Here is a 16,832-nt window from a genome sequence, read left to right on the forward strand (position 1 = left end):
AATTTGATTAATTTAAATGATAAAGGAAATGAATGTTATTGAGCCAACAGAAAAACCAATTGAATTAGAGTGTTATTTCTCTAAGTTTAGAGCAAATACAATAGGAGTAGACCATCGTTTTAAATCCGTTTATGGAAAACAAAACCTGCTGTATGCAGATTGGGTGGCCAGCGGAAGATTATACGCTCCGATTGAGGATATTATGCTAACTAAAATTGGTCCGATGATTGCCAATACGCATTCGTTTTCCAGCCAGACCGGAAAAGCTTCAACGTATGCCTATCAGTACGCGAGGGAAATTATTAAAAAGTCGGTTAATGCCAATGAAACTGATGTTCTGGTGACCACGGGAACCGGAATGACGGCAGCCTTATCAAAACTGCAAAGAATAATGGGGTTGCTGCGCACCAACGATGAGGAAGACAAACCTGTTGTTTTCATCACACATATGGAGCACCATTCCAATCAGGTTCCCTGGTATGAAACCAATGCTGAAGTTGTCATTTTACCTGCGGGTGAAAATAATCTGGTTGATCCTGAAATTCTTTCCGCAGCAATTAAAAAATACGCGGGAAGAAGTTTAAAAATAGGTTCGTTTACGGCTTGTTCGAATGTGACGGGAATTATTACGCCGTATCACGAACTAGCCAGGATTATGCACCAGCATGGCGGACTTTGTTTTGTTGATTTTGCTGCTTCGGCACCCTATGTTAAAATCGATATGCATCCCAAAGATCCTGAACAGCAACTGGATGCTATTTTCTTTTCTCCGCATAAATTTTTAGGCGGCCCCGGAACCTGTGGTGTTTTAGTTTTTAATGAGAACTTATACAAATCCGATTTTCCCGATAATCCGGGAGGAGGAAATGTCAAGTGGACAAACCCTTTAGGAAAATATTGTTACAGCGATGTCATAGAAGTACGGGAAGACGGCGGAACTCCGGGTTTTCTTCAGGTGATCCGGGCTGCTCTGGCATTAGAATTAAAAGATAAAATGGGAGTGGAAAACATTAAAAACAGGGAAAAAGAACTGCTGGATCTTTGTTTTTCCAGACTTCAGAAAATAAAAGGGCTGTCTGTTTTGGGGGATCTGAAAACGGAACGAATTGGATGTGTTTCTTTTGTAATCGAAGATATTCACTATAACTTAATCGTACGGCTTTTAAATGACCGGTTCGGAATCCAGGTTCGCGGCGGCTGGTCCTGTGCCAGTACATATGCGCATTATCTTTTTAATATCAACGAGAAAAAATCGGCAGAAATTACCAACGAGCTGTTGCAGCGAAACCAAACCAATAAGCCGGGCTGGGTGCGTTTGTCACTGCATCCGATTATGACCAATGAGGAGTTATCATTTGTCTGCAATGCAATCGAACAGGTGGCTTTGAACTATAAAGAGTGGCAGAAAGCGTATCAGTACAATCCGGCCACCAATGAATTCGAAAATACTGAAATCAAAGAAACTATAGCCGATGAAGTAAAGACATGGTTTACGTTAGAATAAAACATAAACGCCCTAAAAACAGTAAACCTGACAGTTTTTTAAAAGTGTCAGGTTTACTTATATTGTTATCTCAATTTTAGCTCATCATTATAAAAGTTCCGGGCTCTTCGTCACTTTCTTCTTTCCTGTCATCTTCCGAATCCTCTTCTTCCCAGTCATTTTCATCATACTCCGATTCGAAATCATCCTCAAGATCCTCTTCCAGTTCTCCAAGCTCTAAGTTGTAATGGTTACTGGCTGTTAATGAAGATGCACCGCCCTCCAGGTAATCATCATAATGCAGGAGCAGCTGCTCTTCATAAGAGGTAAGATCGCCTGCGGATTCATCAAATGTGTATAAGTAATTTTGGGATTTCATATATATCAGTATTAAATTAATAGCTTTTTCGGTTGCCTGACCTTTCCATTAGGCACTTTTAAAGGTACAGTTTATACATTGGGTGATTTTATATAATTTTTGCAAATCATTGTTTAATTTTCATCAGAATAGCATGTAAGTATATTGTTTACGATTTAATGTCATCTAACGAACTAACTCCGTTTCCATTTGATTTCTTTACTACTGTAATTTGTCCGTTCAGTTCCATAACAACGGCTTTAACGTCCTCAATCTGGTCGATTCCCGAGTTTCTTATTGTTGAAAATACTTCCCCTTTGGTTATGGCTTCCTTTGCCATGGTCTTTTCTATAAACTTTCCGTCATAGAAAATAAGGCTTGGCATCGCATTGATAAGCTTTTCCATTTTACGGGATGAACGGGCCGTTTTCGCAAAAATGTATTGCAATATAATAATCAGGAACAGTACAATGGCGCCTTCTATAAGAGGTACAATGGCCAGCATCATATACGACAGCGTCGATCCCAAAGCGACGGTTACCACAAAGTCAAAAGCGTTAAGTTTGGCCAGCGTACGTTTGCCGGAAATCCTGACGAAAAAAAATAACGTAATAAAGGCAATGACGGTCGCAAGGACAACATGCCCGATGCTTTTCCAGTCTTTAAAAAATAGTTCTTCCATATTCTTCTCATTAAATTGCGCAGCAGAAAGATTACCGAAGTCCTAAAAATGAAAACCCCGGTAATTGTCACTACTGAGGTTTTCGTTATAGTATTCAATTATACTGCCTTGAAACTGCTTAGTCTATTTTGAGACTGTCATCCGTAAAAGTTTCCGGTTCACGGTCGTTTTCATCATAATCTTCTACAAGATCGTCGTCCAAATCATCCTCGTCAAGATCATCCTCTTCCAAATCATCTTCTTCGAAATCATCTTCTTCCAGATCGCTATCATCGAAGTCCTCTTCCGTATCTTCCTGATCGTCTCTTTCGAGTGCATTGGAAAATTCATTGTCGAGATAGTCGCCACTGGCTGTATCTTCAGTACCATCTAAAAATTGTTCTTGTGGTGTCTCTTCATCGCCAAGCTGCTCTTGTTGATATTGATCTACATAGCTTTGGTTGTTCTCGTTGAAATTAGGTTCGTTCGAATCATAATTTCTGTTGTTATCTGTGATCATAGTATTTCTATTTAAGTAGTTAAAAATTCTAACTGTTAGTTGCTGCGCTTCCGGTACTTCCGGCGCCGCCTGAATTATTGTTTCCTTCTTCTTCATAACGATTCGGATCTGTGCCGTCTTCATCACGTTCGTCTTCCCAGTCACCCGTGTTCGGCTGTTCATCAGGGGTATTGTTGACTGCCTGACTTGCCATTTGTGCATGATAAGGGCATTTTTGAAGTTCTTCGCTAGTGTAATTATTTACATTTTCCATGACTGTATATTTTTTAGTTTTTTTAATATCCTAAAATTAGAGCATGGATACAGATTTCGACTTACAGGAAAAGTAGGATTTGTTATCAAATTAACATGCACTGCCTCATAGCTTTAAGATAGAATGGTTCATTATATTCGGTTATTTCCAAATATTTGGATTCATTATAAAAGCAATAATCCAGGTTAGTGACAGAAAGATTTTGGTTTTTAGGGGAATTGTGGATGAAAATAATTTTCTGGCTGACATAAATAGTTACAATCAGGAAATTCCATCAACGGAGGATGTTCAGGCAGTCACCGATTGTAAATATCTGGTATTGTCTAAAAGTGCCATGAAAGAATTGTCGGCGACTATAATTGAGTGGGACAAAATTATCGCCAAGATTATGTCGAAAGGATTAGCAGATAAAGTCAACAGATCAGTCCAATGATGACAGAAGGTACCAGGGAACGGTACCAGAAATTTTTAGCTGCTTATCAGGCTCAGGCCAACAGAATTCCGCTTTCCTAGATCGCTTCCTACTTAGGAATTACGCAATCTTCGTTAAGCAGAATACGAAAGAGTATGCTCTGAAGCAAATAAGAGCAGTAAAGGCTAAACAACTAATAAATGACTATTTTTTAGATACAAGTAATGATTCATTGTTTTAAAAAGAATGAATCATTACTGTTTTTGCGATACTTCGGCGAAAGCGGTAATTTTATTTTTACAGATCTGTAATAAAATTAATCTTTTATGATTTTCTGTGTATCGGAACCAAATTCTGTGATGATTTTTACGAAATAAACTCCCGCAGGAAGGCCTTCCAGTTTAAGTGTAGCCTTAGTATTGTTTTCTGATTCTGTTTTAATCTGTTTACCATTAGATTCCGATACTATAATTTGTAAAATAGTATGCTCCGAATCAACCGTTACATAATCATGGGTAGGATTTGGATATATTCGAATAGTGCTGTCGTTTTTACTGGTATAGGTCGGAACCGATAGTGTCGCAGGACAATTGACTGCTGTTGGTGTATTTTTATTTACAAGAGTTCCGTCACCCAATTGTCCACTGGTATTCAGTCCCCATGCCCACAGTGTACCATCACTTTTTCTGGCCATACTATAATAAGTACCTGCATTAATTTCAGTCCAGTCACTTGCGGTACCAATCTGAACCGGAAAGTTTCTGTCGCTGTTTGTTCCGTCTCCTAGCTCACCTTTTGTATTTCGCCCCCAGGCCCAAAGTGTGCCGTCTGCTTTTATGCCAAGAGTATGTGACCAGCCGCCGCTAATTTTACTCCAGTTCGTCCCCGTACCTACCTGCGTAGGCCTGTTAGTTCCGAGTGTACTGGTTCCATTACCCAGTTGCCCGTATTCGTTCGATCCCCAGGTCCATAACGTTCCATTGGTTTTTATGGCAAGGGTATGATAGTTACCCGCTTCAACCACATTCCAGTCGGTATCCAGGCCTATTTTTGTTGGTGTCTTTTTGAATGTATTGGTTTTATCTCCCAATTGGCCATACGAATTATTTCCCCAGGCCCAGAGTGTCCCATCTGTTTTTATGGCAAAAGAAGACTCATAACCGGCACTAATTTTAAGCCAGTCATTAGCTGAGCCTATGCGGGTGGGTACCTTTTCATCATCACGGGACCCATTTCCCAATTGTCCTTCATAATTATGTCCCCAGGCCCAAAGCGTCCCGTCTGTTTTTAATGCTAATGTAAATCTGTAACAGGTACTAACTTTAGACCAGTTGGTGGCCGTTGTAACCTGAGTAGGGGTACTTTTAGAAATATTTGTTCCGTCTCCCAATTGGCCCAGGTAATTTTCACCCCAGCCCCAAAGTGTACCATCTGTTTTTATGGCAAGTGTATTATACCATCCACAGGTAATACTGCTCCAATTAGCATCATTGCCCACCTGCACCGGTAACTTTTTAGCTATTTTGGTGTCATCGCCTAAATTGCCGGAAGTATTGTTTCCCCATGTCCAGATCGTATTGTTGGTCATTACAACAATATTATGATTATATCCTGCACTTATTCCCTGAAAACATTGTGCAGAAGCCGAACAATATGCCAGCCCTATGAGACTAAAAGTTATGATTTTAAAGAGTAATTTTTTTTGCATAAATAGAATGTTTCCGGTTGTAGAAGACTATAAAGTTAAAAGCAGGCCACTAATAATAAAAGTTGTTGCAGTAAGATAATTAAATAAAAAAGTCCTTCAGAAAATCTGAAGGACTTCAAGTAAAGTGGATTACTTTTTAGATTCTTCGATAGAAACTTTTCTAAACTCTTTTAAAAGTTTTTCAATTTCCAAAGATGATTTACGAGCTCTGGCTCCTGCAGCTTTAACTCCTTTTTCTGATAATGCTTCAGATTCTGTTTTAAAAACTTCAATTTCAGCGTTAATCTTCGCTACTAAATCTTTCATATTTGTTTTTTTAAATTACCGCACAAAAGTAGAAGTTAAAATGATAAATACTAATACTCTAAATGTAAATTCTTTTATTTTTTTTACAGTTCTAAAAAATAAGGTAAATGATGCTCTGGAAATGATAAAATAATCAGCATTACGTCTCCTTTCAAAGTAAAAAAAATCCTAACTTGTAGTACAGTGTTTTATACTTTTAAATCATAAGTAAAAATAGCAATACCTATAAAAAAAAACAGATGAAAACTATAGTAAAACTTCAAACAAAAAGATCCTCTTTCAGTGTGGCAGGTATTATCCTGATTACGACTATGCTCTTTACTTCCGGCACTATTTTGGGTCAAAAAAAAGAGATTATGGTTCGCCTCTCCGAAATTGAAATTTATCCCGAATATGTATCGCAATATAAAGCAATCCTAAAAGAAGAATCTTCGGCTTCCGTAAAGTTAGAACCGGGAGTTCTGGCTATCTTTCCGATGTCTCAAAAAAACGATTCCACCCAAATAAGGATAATAGAAATGTATCAGGATAAAGATTCCTATCAATTACATTTAAAAACGCCTCATTTTCAAAAATATAAAACCACTACTCTTAAGATGGTGAAGGCATTGAAGCTGGTTGATATGAACGCCATTGATCCTGAATCAATGAAAATGTTGTTCAGGAAAATGGAGGAGTAACAGCACTTGAATCTAATGCAATAAGTATAATGCATTTGTTAAATATGTAATAGATGTATTTAATTTTCAGTGTATTATGATTTTTTTGTAAATTACATCTTAAAAAAATAATTACGCCAGAAATAATTGTCAACTTTAAAATCTCACTTTACTATGATACAATTAACTGTAAACGGCAAAACGGAAAAACTCGATGTAAGCCCCGAAATGCCTTTGTTATGGGCCATAAGGGACACATTAGGACTTACCGGAACTAAATTTGGCTGTGGTGTTGCCCAGTGCGGTGCCTGTGTGGTACATCTTGATGGGGAAGCCGTGCGTTCGTGCGTCACAAAAATGAGCCGTGCCGAAGGCAAAAATATAGTTACGATAGAAGGACTATCTGAAAATAATGACCATCCGGCCCAAAAAGCCTGGCAGGAAATTGATGTACCACAGTGCGGCTATTGTCATTCCGGACAAATCATGTCGGCAGCTGTGCTTCTTCGCGAAAATCCAAATCCTACAGATCAGGACATAGACGATGCCATGGCAGGAAATATTTGCAGATGCGGCACCTATCCGCGAATTCGCAAAGCCATACAACTTGCTTCACAATTGCAGGAGAAAAGTAAAATCTGATCCCGAAAAAGAAAACAAAGCTTATGCCGACAAAAACAAAAATTATAGTGATAGCCATACTACTAGTCTCTACTATTGGACTGGCATTTACCGTTTCGCTGCACCGGGCAGCAGGGAAAGAATATCTGACCTTTACCCCTGTAAAAAAAGACAGTGCAGCGTCTGTTGCCGCTTTTAAACAGGTTTATAAAGTACTCATGAGTCCGCGTTGTGTTAATTGTCACCCCAAAGGCGATATTCCGCTTCAGGGTGATAATAGCGTGATTCACACGATGCAGCCCAAGCGCGGAAAAGACGGAAAAGGTATTTATGCCATGAAATGTGCGAATTGCCACCAGCCCGCCAACAGTCCGGGACTTCACACACCACCCGGAAATCCCGAATGGCATCTGCCGCCTGCCGATATGAAAATGGTATTTGAAGGAAAAACAGCTCACGAACTGGCCAGACAACTGATAAATCCGGAACTTAACGGACATAAAGACCTGCAGAAACTCATAGCCCATGCCGATGACGGACTGGTAAAAGCAGGATGGAATCCCGGAAAGGGCAGGACCGTTCCGCCTTTAACGCATGCCCAGTTTAAAAAAGCCTGGATTACCTGGCTGCAAACTGGTGCTTATGCTCCTGCAAAATAGTTTTTCTTACCTTTTAATACCCAAGTGATGACTAAAAATAACAACATAGATACTACAAGAAGAAATTTTCTAAAACTAACCGGTTTGGGAGGTGCTGCACTTTGTCTTGGCTTTTATTTCCCTGCAGACGGAGTGCCGGCGCTTGTAAGGCCTTCTGAACTGAGCGAATCAGAAATCGAATTATGTCCGTGGATTATTATCAATCCGTCAGGGAAAGTAACCATAGTGAACCACAGGGCAGAGATGGGCCAGGGATCTTATCAGTCGGTACCTCAAATTGTAGCCGAAGAACTGGAAGTGGATATGAAAGACATCAATGTCATTTTTGCCATCGGAAACGAAAAAAAATATGGCGGACAGGTAACCGGAGGAAGCTCGACAATCCGGTCTTCCTATAAAAATCTCCTGAAATTAAGTGCCACTGCCAGAGAAATGCTAATTGCAGCTGCGGCCGCACAGTGGAATGTTCCAATAACAGATTGTTATGCCGAATCGGGACATGTTATTCATAAACCCTCCGGAAAAACATTGCATTATGGAGCACTTGCAGCAGCAGCCTCAAAACTGCCGGCTCCTAAAGAACCAAAACTAAAGAAAATATCCGAATACAAACTCATTCGAAAACCACTGAAACGAATTGATACACCGCTTAAAACAAACGGGGCATTAATTTTCGGACTCGATAAAAGAATTCCCGGAATGTTATTTGCTTCCGTAGAACGGGATCCCCGCTTTTTGGGAAAAGTAAAAAGCTTTGACGCCAGCGGCGCTTTAAAAGTTCCGGGGGTAAAGCGTGTTTTTAAAGTAAAAATGGGTTACTACGAATACATGCGTGAAGGTATTGCCGTCGTAGCCGATTCGACCTGGGCGGCACTTCAGGGGCGAAAAGAACTAAAAATAGAATGGGATACCAGCGGTTTTAAACACTGGAGCAGCCCGGAGATATTTGAAACGCAGCAAAATGTATTGCGTACCCAGGAAGGAATGCTTCTTAAAACACAAGGCAATCCGAATGAAATATTATCCGGAACAGCCAAAAAAGTAGATGTGGTGTATCAGACTCCCTATCAGTCACATGTGGCTATGGAACCTGTTAACTGTATTGCCCATCATAAAGGGGATTCTATCGAAATTTGGGGTCCTATACAAGCCCCGGGATGGATTCAGGATTACGTCAGCAAACAATTTGGCATTGCTAAAGAGAAAGTAATCGTAAACATGACTTTTCTGGGCGGTGGTTTCGGAAGAAAAGCGATGATGGATTATCCGCACGAGGCGGTGTTCATTTCAAAAGAAATTGGCGGTCCGGTTCAGGTCATCTGGACCAGGGAAGATGATGCTACTTTAGGCCCGTTTCGTCCCGGAATTTCGTATCGTTGTGAAGGAACAATTGCAGACGGAAAAATTGAAGCCCTGAAATTCAGAATGGCCGGGCAAAATAACGACCACTGGCGCGGAGGATCAAAAACGAAAGCCAACGGAAGTACCAGTGAAGGATTTTTAAAACCGTATTATAAGAGTATTAAAAACCTTAGTATTGCCGATGTACTTTTTGAAACCTCAATTCCCACAAGTTTCTGGCGATCGGTTTATGCTTCTACCAACGGATTTGCCTACGAAAGTTTTATTGATGAAATGGCACACGAAGCGGGTAAAGATCCGTTAGATTTCCGTCGCGATCATCTGCAGGAAGAGCGTTGCCAAAAAGTAATCGATAAAATGGAAGAGGTGTCCGGCTGGAAAAAACGTTTAAAAAATGAAGGATATGGTGTTGCCATAACGGAATGTTTCAATTCCACCGTTGGCCAGGTGGTAAAGGTCTCCAAAAATCCAAACGGTGGCGTCAGGATTGATAAAGTCTGGGCGGTTATGGACTGTGGCTGGTATGTAAACCCTGATATTATCGAAGCTCAGGTCGAAGGATCCATAATAATGGGACTGGGCGCCGCAACGACACACCAGATCACCTTTAAAGACAATGTAGCAGAACAGCATAATTTTTATGATTATCCGTTACCGCGTATCAACGAAATTCCTCCCATCGAAGTATTTATAATAGACAACGAAGAAGATGCCGGCGGGGTAGGCGAACCCGGACTTCCGCCTTTTGCACCTGCTCTGACCAATGCTATTTTCGATTTGACAGGAAAACGAATACGGACTTTGCCCTTTACGCTTGGAGCCGTTTAATTATAAATTAAAAGCACTAAACATCACTTTCGTTTATTTTTCGGAGGGGAAGTGATTTCAGAAAATTAGTTAAAAATATGATGCACGAATTGTTGAAGTTGAAAGAAGCCTACCTGTTACACCAATCCAAAGGCATTAAAAGCGTCATGGCAACCGTGGTGGCTATCGAGGGCTCTTCGTACAGGCGGCCCGGCGTGCGCATGCTGTTATTTGAAAATGATACGATGGCCGGAGCCGTAAGTGGCGGCTGTGTTGAAAAGGAAATCCTTAAAGAGTCCAAATCTGTATTATCAGATAATCAGGCAAAGATCATGATTTACGACGGAAGGTACCGTCTGGGATGTGAAGGCGTCATTTATATACTTCTCGAACCTTTTTCACCTGATACTGCGCTTTGGGATGCCTTAGAAGCGGCTTTAGAGCACAGACAGTCTTTAGAAATAGAATCTTTTTATACCAAAACAGCAGGGCCACAGCCGGGTCTGGGTTCGGTTTTCCATTTTGAAACACAGGATTTTAGTTTTTGCAAAGCTTCGATAACTAAAACTTTTTCTTCTTTTACACAATTACTGAAGCCTCGTTTTCAGTTAATTATTGTAGGTTCTGAGCATGATGCTGTTCAGCTGTGTAATTTTGCATCGTTGACCGGCTGGGAGGTGACGGTGGTTGCACCGGTTAACGATTTCAGGACAAAAGCCAATTTTCCGGGAGCAGCACGAATCAGGCATTTACTGCCCGAAGAAATCGGCTCGCTGCCTGTTGATTCCCAAACGGCCGTTATTTTAATGACACACAGCTATGTTACAGACCTAAAGTTCCTTCTTGCCTTAAAAAATACACAACCCGCTTATCTGGGACTTCTTGGACCAGTTAAGAGAAGAAACCAACTGCTGAATGAGTTTCTGGAATATACCGATTCTTATAACGAGAGTTTATTGGATGTCGTGTATGGTCCGGCAGGTATTAATATAGGTGCCGAAACTCCTCAGGAAATAGCCGTTAGTATTATTGCCGAAATACTTTCAGTAACACGCAGTCAGGAACCTGTGTCCTTAAAGTACAAAAAAGGGGCTATTCATTCTTAAATTAACGGAATCCAATGAATCAAGTTGCTTTAGTGCTGCTAGCCGCCGGAAGTTCCAAAAGAATGGGACAGCCCAAACAATTATTGCCCTGGAACGATTCGACTTTACTGGGCCATGCCATAAAAAATATTCTTTCAACTGGTGCATTTAAACTCTTTTTAGTCCTTGGGGCACACAGCGACCAAATTACAGCGAAAGTGGATTTGTCAGGCATGACGGTGCTTATTAATGAAAACTGGCAACAAGGACTGGGCAGTTCTATAGCTTTTGCAACAGGAGAGATAAACGAAAAACACGCTGATATCAAGGCAGTACTGTTTCTCCTGGCAGATCAGCCTTTTATTGAAAGTACACACCTGGACAACATCATACAACTTCATTTTAGGGAACAGGAATCCATTGTTCTGACCAGAAACAAGGAATATAGAGGAGTGCCCGTTTTATTTCCACGAAAATTTTTTCCGGAGCTACTGGTTTTATCCAACGATGAAGGCGCTAAAAAAGTTATTGCCAGCCACAAAGAGCACGTCATGGAGGTTGTGACCCGGAATGAGACAGCCGACATTGATACTTTTGACACCTATGTAAAATTACGTCAGCTTAATAAAGAGAGATAGGATTTGTACTTTTTTTGAAGTCTGCATCGAAAATTAAAAAGACAGCCGTTATAAATTGTAGTAAAGGGTTTATAAAATATAACAGAAATTATATAAAATTTTAGCAGTTCATAATTTTAAATTTGAAGTAGCGAACAATAAAAATACGATTATGAAAACGATATTCAAATTAAAAATGGTCCTGTTGGTATTGATAACAGGCTTTTTACTTTCCTGCAAAAATAATAAAGACGGCTATAGTGATGAAATTGACACCAGACAAACTCCTGAAGATACAGTTGCAACAGACACCACCAAGGTAAATAAAGGAGCCAATACTGCCGGTACCAATTCAACGGGTGCGACCGGAACTGAAGCGGAAGGCGTTACGGGTGCGGGAAGCATTTCAGCCCCGGGCACACCTGCCGCTCCGGGTACCAGTACAGCAGGTACGGGAACCGGCCCGGGACCCAGTGCAAAAGATGGTTCGGCTTATGATATTTCATCACAAAGTAAAGAAGATACCACTAAACTAGGCCCTAAAGCGAAGGCTTCAAAGGAAAAAAAAGCTAAAAAATAAAATTTAATCTTTTTGGGAACATACACGGATTAGTGCAAAAAGGCATAAAAAAAAATCCCCTTTCATTACGAAAGGGGATTTTTGGTTCTAAAATTTTAAAATCACTTTTTTATAAATTTTGCATTGGACGTCCCGAGGTTTGAGATAATTTTCAGAAAGTAATTTCCTCTACTTAAACTGGAAACGTCAATGTTTTTTATGTTTTTTGCGTTTGGAATAACCATAATTAGCTGGCTAATCGTATTGTAAATTTGTATCGAAGACAATTCAACTGAATCTTTGGCATCTATGTGTAGTATAGTCTCTGCCGGATTTGGGTATAAAATGAAATGACTTTCGAACTTAAAATCATGCAATCCTAATGATTTTGAGATTGTTGTTAACGGTGTGTTTGTTGTGATAGCACTGTTATAGTCAAAAAAGATATTGGCCGATCCGCCAAAGGTATCTCCGGCAACAAGAGAGGATTTGGTCTTTATTTTAAAAGCGAGATAACCATCATTGTGGGCATCATCAAAAGGAAGATTGATGTTTTCAAATTTAAAAGCAACTTTATTGCCTTCTGTTATTTCTGTAGCGAATAAATGGCTGCCACTTAGCGGAATAAGAGTGTTGATGTCGTATTTTGCAGTATCAATAATGTCTTTCACCGTAACATTCTGGGCAGCGTAAGTACCTGTATTCTCAAAACGAATCACATAGTGCACATAATCACCTACTTTGGTTTGGGAAATTTCAGCTCCCTCGACACAGGTTTTGTCATTTGGATCAAATGAATTTACAACCACCTGGTCGAGTACAGATTTATTATCTTCCGGAGTTTCATCATTGCCTGCCGAACTAATTGCAGCAACGTATTTTAATAAGGTACCACCGTTGACAGGCGGGTTTTCCACGGGTGAATTTATATTAAAAGTAACCGAAATTTCTTTGGTTTCCTGGGGGTTCAAAGCCGCAAAATCCCATTTTAAATCATTTTCCGACTGACTGGAAGGGGCAGGGGTATTTTCCGTAACATCCAGAACTGCATCCATAAATGTAAGGGATACTGTGCCGGAAAGTTTTTGATTGCCTTTGTTGGTGTACACAATTTTATATTTTGCATCAAAACCGGGTCTGGCAGGAACTAAAGGTAAAATAGTAATTTCCAGGTCAGAGTGAACTCCATTGGGTGTAATGCAGAAATTGCCTTCAAACGGGCTGGCCTGTGCAGGGAAATCTACATTAAAACTTGACGGATCAACAGTAAAATACGAAGGGTTTTGGAACACCGGAGTTACGGTATGGGTGCCTTTCGGGAGTGAAAATAAATAATTTCCGGTACTGTTGCCAACAAAACTTGTTGTATTTGTACCGGATGAGATCTTCATTTTCAAATGTGCAAAAGAGATATCGTTAATATCACAGCCGTTATGGTCAGCATCTAATCGGTTCGTGCCTTTTACAAATTTAAAATCCTGTCCCAGTAAACGTATGATTCCGCCTGCCGGTACGCTGTTATAACTGGTCCCAAAACCGTAATAGATCAGTTTACCGTCTGACTGGGGTAAAACTTTACCACGTTCGTAACCGTATGGAACGTCTATAGTGGCAGTGCCGAATGTAGGGTCTGTGCTGCCGTCTGAATTTAACCGGATTATATTGGTATCCTTTATGTTTTTGGTTTTGGTAGTGGTAACTAATATTTTATCGTCGGACTGAATTCCAACAAAAGAGCAATAGACATCAGCAGGCACCACATAATTAAAAGAATTGTCAATACTTCCATTAGCAGTAAGCCTGAAAATTCCACTCTTTGTGTTGTAGGTTCCCTGACATATAATTTTGCCGTCAATTTGTGTGAGAATTTGATCATAACCACCGATTTTTACATTTGGATCTAAAACAAATGAAGTATCTTCTGAGCCATTGCTGTTCAGTCGGACAAGTCCTTTTTTTGTTTTAAAGGAGGTTGACGATAGTAAAATTTTGCCATCGGGCAGTACCTTTATATCGTTGTTGTAAGGCATTTGCCCTTCCTGCATGTCGGTATAGTTAACTTTAAAATCAGGGTCAGCAGATCCGTCACTGTTTAATCGTACCAGTCCATATTGGGAATTCCCCTTATAGGTGGTAAAATCGCCCGCAGCGAGAATTTTACCGTCAGGCTGTACCACAATTTTTTTTACTTCGTAGTTAAATCCTGAGCCAATAGCAAAGGAATTATCCCTGGTACCGTCATAGTTTAAGCGGACAATTTTTTCCGTAGAAATCCAGTTAAAGGAAGTGAAATTTCCGCCCACAAGTATTTTTCCATCAGGTTGTGAAGCAACAGTTGATATGCCCAAAGCGATACCAATATTGTTAAAGGAGCGTAGTCCGCCAAACGTTAAGGATTCGTCCTGGCTTCCGTCTTTATTCAGCCTGATAAGTCCGGTATTCGTAATGCCGTTATAGCTCAGGAAATCTCCTCCCAATAAAATTTTATCATCACTTAAGACTACAGCAGTCCTTGCAAGGGCATCAATTCCTTCTAAATGATTGTGGAAGCTGTTGTCTATCGTTCCGTCCGCATTCAGTATCATAATACTCCTGGCCGTGATGTAATTGAATTGCTTGAAATCCCCGGCCAATACAATTTTTCCATCTGGCAGTAATTCCGTATTTCTGATCTGAAAATCTGCGGCATCCCCAATTTTAAAAGTTTCATCCTGCGATCCGTCAGCATTAAGCCTGGTGATGCGTCGCTTCTTTAATTTTGGATAGAAAAAAGTACCGCATAAAACAATTTTGCCATCAGGCTGAACGAGGATTTTTGCCACTCCCATTTCTTCCAGATAACTAAAATCGTCTGTTTTAAAACTTGCATCAACGCTCAAATCACTATTGAGCCGGATGAGTTGATGCAGCGTTGAATTTCCACTCGTAAGCGTCGCTGCAAACAGAATTTTACCATCAGGCTGTGAGGCGAAGCCGTGCAGCGATTCGATTGTGCCCGTGCCGGGCGTAATATAGGCATCAAGCGTTCCGTTTTGATTTAACCGTACTATTTTTGGAGTTTTAACATTCTGTTCCGTTACAGTTCCGGTGACTATAATTTTACCATCAGGCTGCAGGGCAATTTTCGAGGAATAAGCGTTAAAAATCACGCCGCAAGTAAAGCTCGTGTCAACGCTTCCATCCGGATTTAAGCGCACGACTCCCTTACTGGTGGCAGAATCACCGGTTATCAGAATTTTACCGTCCGGCTGCAGTTCAAGAGCATATTGGGCAGTAATGTAATTTCCTGTAAAGGTGATACCGCTGCCTAAAATAAAGCTTTTATCGCTGCTTCCGTCTGAATTTAACCTTACAACACGCTTTACTGCTGTCTGATTGTAAGTGGAAAAATCACCAACCACGAGTATTTTGCCATCGGGCTGAATCTCAATGTCTGTTACAGAAGAATTAAAACCTGTTCCGGTCCTAAAATCGGAATCCAGGGAATTTTTAGTAAGACGTATCAGTTCTTTATAGTTATTGGCCGCCGTTTTGATGACCAGCATTTTACCATCCGGCTGAGTCATCGTTTTATAAACATTACTATCAATGAAATAGTTTCCCAAAGGCAGATTATAAGCATTAAAAGTAGGGTCCCGGTCAGAAGGATTCTGTGCCAGGCCAACGAGAATAAATACAAAGAATAAAAAAGAAAAGTAAAGTTTTTTCATATTAAATTTTTTGTAAATATAGAAAGTTTTAATAAGAATACTTAGTTGTTTTTTTGCTTAAATGTAAAATGTACTTTTTATTTTAAAACACGGCAGGAGCTTGTATAATTTTGATTCCGAACCTCTTATTACAGTATAATCTGTGGCCCTTAATCGGTACGGCACACGTTAAAAACAATAAAGAACAGCGCCAGGTTTCACAGACAGGATAGGGGACAGGCTTTTATCAGTTTGTTTTTATTCGTTGCAATTCAGTTGGTGCATAACCAAACTGTTTTTTAAAGGCAAAGGAAAAATGTGACAAATTCTCAAAGCCGGTCTCGTAATAAATGTCAACCGGTTTTTTATTTTTTTCGATAAGCTGGTAATGTGCCAGTTCTAATCTTTTTTTGGTCAGCCAGCGTTGGGGTGTACTGTTGAAAATCTTATGAAAATCGCGCTTAAAAGTGGTCAGACTCCGGCCTGTTAAATACCCAAACTTTTCCAGGGGCATATTAAACATAAAGTTCTTCTCCATAAAAGTCATTAAATCAATCTTGTCGGGTTCTTCAAAGTTGGCTAATACGGTGTCGACAGCTGTATCGACAGTCCTGAGAATTGAAATCGCTTCATTGATTTTTAATGAAGCGATATTCTCGGGAAAATTCTCCGGCATTTCAAAATAGGGAATCAGCGATGCCAGGCAGCTTTCCAGCAAAGGATGCTTGTGGAAACTAAAAATTTTTGGTGTGACGGCTTTTTGCTTTGTATTTTCCTGATCATAAAACCCCCTGAGTCTTTTAGTCGAAAGATGCATGGCCACGGCCTTATGCGGCAATCCGTCTTTTGGGATATTGATGATCGTTGCCAGCTGATTTCTGGGAATTAAAAAAGTACTGCCTGCACCAAATACAAAACTTTCATCGGCCTGGATAATTTTCGTTTCACCCGAAATTAACCACACCAGCAAATGATCCTCAAATGCTGCTTCCGTTTTAAATAACCTGCCCGTGTAATTGGAAAGTTTAATCTCCGCGTTTATGTAATTTACCTGATAATCCATGATTGCTTGT

17 protein-coding genes are annotated in these 16,832 nt (G+C 40.1%); 9 read left to right on the top strand and 8 right to left on the bottom strand.

The annotated features are described in order from the left end of the window. The first annotated feature begins 28 nt into the window (after window positions 1-28). Window positions 29-1,504 carry an aminotransferase class V-fold PLP-dependent enzyme gene (locus LPB89_RS07115; protein ID WP_230701074.1) on the top strand — a complete coding sequence of 492 codons (1,476 nt, stop codon included), beginning with the start codon at window positions 29-31 and terminating at the stop codon, window positions 1,502-1,504. Window positions 1,505-1,580: 76 nt separating this feature from the next. Here LPB89_RS07115 and LPB89_RS07120 read toward each other — a convergent pair whose 3' ends face one another. From LPB89_RS07120 to LPB89_RS07135, 4 genes are all read right to left on the bottom strand, one after another. Further along, window positions 1,581-1,862 (bottom strand): hypothetical protein, encoded by a 282-nt coding sequence (locus LPB89_RS07120; protein WP_230701075.1) that lies wholly within the window; start codon window positions 1,860-1,862, stop codon window positions 1,581-1,583. A gap of 148 nt (window positions 1,863-2,010) precedes the next feature. Then, the gene (locus tag LPB89_RS07125; RefSeq protein ID WP_230701076.1) at window positions 2,011-2,523 is read right to left on the bottom strand and encodes a DUF421 domain-containing protein; all 513 of its coding nucleotides are present in this window, start codon (window positions 2,521-2,523) and stop codon (window positions 2,011-2,013) included. A 118-nt stretch (window positions 2,524-2,641) separates the two neighbouring features. Continuing rightward, window positions 2,642-3,022: a hypothetical protein gene (locus LPB89_RS07130; protein ID WP_230701077.1), complete on the bottom strand. Its 381-nt coding sequence runs from the start codon at window positions 3,020-3,022 to the stop codon at window positions 2,642-2,644. A gap of 28 nt (window positions 3,023-3,050) precedes the next feature. After that, a complete protein-coding gene (locus LPB89_RS07135) occupies window positions 3,051-3,275 on the bottom strand; it encodes a hypothetical protein (protein WP_230701078.1) in 225 nt (74 codons plus the stop codon). 202 nt (window positions 3,276-3,477) lie between these two features. On the opposite strand from LPB89_RS07135, the gene LPB89_RS07140 reads away from it, so the two are divergent. After that, a complete protein-coding gene (locus tag LPB89_RS07140; RefSeq protein ID WP_230701079.1) occupies window positions 3,478-3,708 on the top strand; it encodes a hypothetical protein in 231 nt (76 codons plus the stop codon). A gap of 295 nt (window positions 3,709-4,003) precedes the next feature. Here LPB89_RS07140 and LPB89_RS07145 read toward each other — a convergent pair whose 3' ends face one another. Both LPB89_RS07145 and LPB89_RS07150 read right to left on the bottom strand, forming a co-directional pair. Beyond that, window positions 4,004-5,395: a T9SS type A sorting domain-containing protein gene (locus LPB89_RS07145; protein ID WP_230701080.1), complete on the bottom strand. Its 1,392-nt coding sequence runs from the start codon at window positions 5,393-5,395 to the stop codon at window positions 4,004-4,006. Between the two features lie 129 nt (window positions 5,396-5,524). Further along, window positions 5,525-5,701 carry a histone H1 gene (locus tag LPB89_RS07150; protein ID WP_230701081.1) on the bottom strand — a complete coding sequence of 59 codons (177 nt, stop codon included), beginning with the start codon at window positions 5,699-5,701 and terminating at the stop codon, window positions 5,525-5,527. A gap of 239 nt (window positions 5,702-5,940) precedes the next feature. On the opposite strand from LPB89_RS07150, the gene LPB89_RS07155 reads away from it, so the two are divergent. The 7 genes from LPB89_RS07155 (at window position 5,941) to LPB89_RS07185 (ending at window position 12,091) form a co-directional block, all read left to right on the top strand. Next, window positions 5,941-6,381 carry a putative quinol monooxygenase gene (locus LPB89_RS07155; RefSeq protein WP_230701082.1) on the top strand — a complete coding sequence of 147 codons (441 nt, stop codon included), beginning with the start codon at window positions 5,941-5,943 and terminating at the stop codon, window positions 6,379-6,381. 153 nt (window positions 6,382-6,534) lie between these two features. Continuing rightward, the gene (locus LPB89_RS07160) at window positions 6,535-7,002 is read left to right on the top strand and encodes a (2Fe-2S)-binding protein (protein WP_230701083.1); all 468 of its coding nucleotides are present in this window, start codon (window positions 6,535-6,537) and stop codon (window positions 7,000-7,002) included. Between the two features lie 23 nt (window positions 7,003-7,025). Then, window positions 7,026-7,640: a hypothetical protein gene (locus tag LPB89_RS07165; protein ID WP_230701084.1), complete on the top strand. Its 615-nt coding sequence runs from the start codon at window positions 7,026-7,028 to the stop codon at window positions 7,638-7,640. A gap of 27 nt (window positions 7,641-7,667) precedes the next feature. Further along, entirely contained in the window at window positions 7,668-9,830 is a 2,163-nt protein-coding gene (locus LPB89_RS07170; RefSeq protein ID WP_230701085.1) for a molybdopterin cofactor-binding domain-containing protein, read from the top strand. A 77-nt stretch (window positions 9,831-9,907) separates the two neighbouring features. After that, a complete protein-coding gene (locus tag LPB89_RS07175) occupies window positions 9,908-10,915 on the top strand; it encodes an XdhC family protein (protein WP_230701086.1) in 1,008 nt (335 codons plus the stop codon). A 14-nt stretch (window positions 10,916-10,929) separates the two neighbouring features. Continuing rightward, on the top strand, window positions 10,930-11,532 hold the full coding sequence (locus tag LPB89_RS07180; protein WP_230701087.1) for an NTP transferase domain-containing protein: 603 nt from the start codon (window positions 10,930-10,932) through the stop codon (window positions 11,530-11,532). 151 nt (window positions 11,533-11,683) lie between these two features. Then, a complete protein-coding gene (locus LPB89_RS07185) occupies window positions 11,684-12,091 on the top strand; it encodes a hypothetical protein (protein ID WP_230701088.1) in 408 nt (135 codons plus the stop codon). Between the two features lie 101 nt (window positions 12,092-12,192). Here the strand turns inward: LPB89_RS07185 and LPB89_RS07190 are convergent, their stop codons facing one another. Both LPB89_RS07190 and LPB89_RS07195 read right to left on the bottom strand, forming a co-directional pair. Continuing rightward, window positions 12,193-15,780: a T9SS type A sorting domain-containing protein gene (locus tag LPB89_RS07190; RefSeq protein WP_230701089.1), complete on the bottom strand. Its 3,588-nt coding sequence runs from the start codon at window positions 15,778-15,780 to the stop codon at window positions 12,193-12,195. A gap of 226 nt (window positions 15,781-16,006) precedes the next feature. After that, window positions 16,007-16,822 carry a helix-turn-helix domain-containing protein gene (locus LPB89_RS07195; RefSeq protein WP_230701090.1) on the bottom strand — a complete coding sequence of 272 codons (816 nt, stop codon included), beginning with the start codon at window positions 16,820-16,822 and terminating at the stop codon, window positions 16,007-16,009. Window positions 16,823-16,832 lie beyond the last annotated feature (10 nt).

This window comes from Flavobacterium sp. ENC (assembly GCF_020991415.1).
Classification (GTDB): domain Bacteria; phylum Bacteroidota; class Bacteroidia; order Flavobacteriales; family Flavobacteriaceae; genus Flavobacterium.

Excerpts from the sequence above, each read along its gene's own strand:
- LPB89_RS07115 (WP_230701074.1), top strand. The coding sequence starts at position 29 with ATGAATGTTATTGAGCCAACAGAAAAACCAATTGAATTAGAGTGTTAT.
- LPB89_RS07120 (WP_230701075.1), bottom strand. The coding sequence starts at position 1,862 with ATGAAATCCCAAAATTACTTATACACATTTGATGAATCCGCAGGCGAT.
- LPB89_RS07125 (WP_230701076.1), bottom strand. The coding sequence starts at position 2,523 with ATGGAAGAACTATTTTTTAAAGACTGGAAAAGCATCGGGCATGTTGTC.
- LPB89_RS07130 (WP_230701077.1), bottom strand. The coding sequence starts at position 3,022 with ATGATCACAGATAACAACAGAAATTATGATTCGAACGAACCTAATTTC.
- LPB89_RS07135 (WP_230701078.1), bottom strand. The coding sequence starts at position 3,275 with ATGGAAAATGTAAATAATTACACTAGCGAAGAACTTCAAAAATGCCCT.
- LPB89_RS07145 (WP_230701080.1), bottom strand. The coding sequence starts at position 5,395 with ATGCAAAAAAAATTACTCTTTAAAATCATAACTTTTAGTCTCATAGGG.
- LPB89_RS07150 (WP_230701081.1), bottom strand. The coding sequence starts at position 5,701 with ATGAAAGATTTAGTAGCGAAGATTAACGCTGAAATTGAAGTTTTTAAA.
- LPB89_RS07155 (WP_230701082.1), top strand. The coding sequence starts at position 5,941 with ATGAAAACTATAGTAAAACTTCAAACAAAAAGATCCTCTTTCAGTGTG.
- LPB89_RS07160 (WP_230701083.1), top strand. The coding sequence starts at position 6,535 with ATGATACAATTAACTGTAAACGGCAAAACGGAAAAACTCGATGTAAGC.
- LPB89_RS07165 (WP_230701084.1), top strand. The coding sequence starts at position 7,026 with ATGCCGACAAAAACAAAAATTATAGTGATAGCCATACTACTAGTCTCT.
- LPB89_RS07170 (WP_230701085.1), top strand. The coding sequence starts at position 7,668 with ATGACTAAAAATAACAACATAGATACTACAAGAAGAAATTTTCTAAAA.
- LPB89_RS07175 (WP_230701086.1), top strand. The coding sequence starts at position 9,908 with ATGATGCACGAATTGTTGAAGTTGAAAGAAGCCTACCTGTTACACCAA.
- LPB89_RS07180 (WP_230701087.1), top strand. The coding sequence starts at position 10,930 with ATGAATCAAGTTGCTTTAGTGCTGCTAGCCGCCGGAAGTTCCAAAAGA.
- LPB89_RS07185 (WP_230701088.1), top strand. The coding sequence starts at position 11,684 with ATGAAAACGATATTCAAATTAAAAATGGTCCTGTTGGTATTGATAACA.
- LPB89_RS07190 (WP_230701089.1), bottom strand. The coding sequence starts at position 15,780 with ATGAAAAAACTTTACTTTTCTTTTTTATTCTTTGTATTTATTCTCGTT.
- LPB89_RS07195 (WP_230701090.1), bottom strand. The coding sequence starts at position 16,822 with ATGGATTATCAGGTAAATTACATAAACGCGGAGATTAAACTTTCCAAT.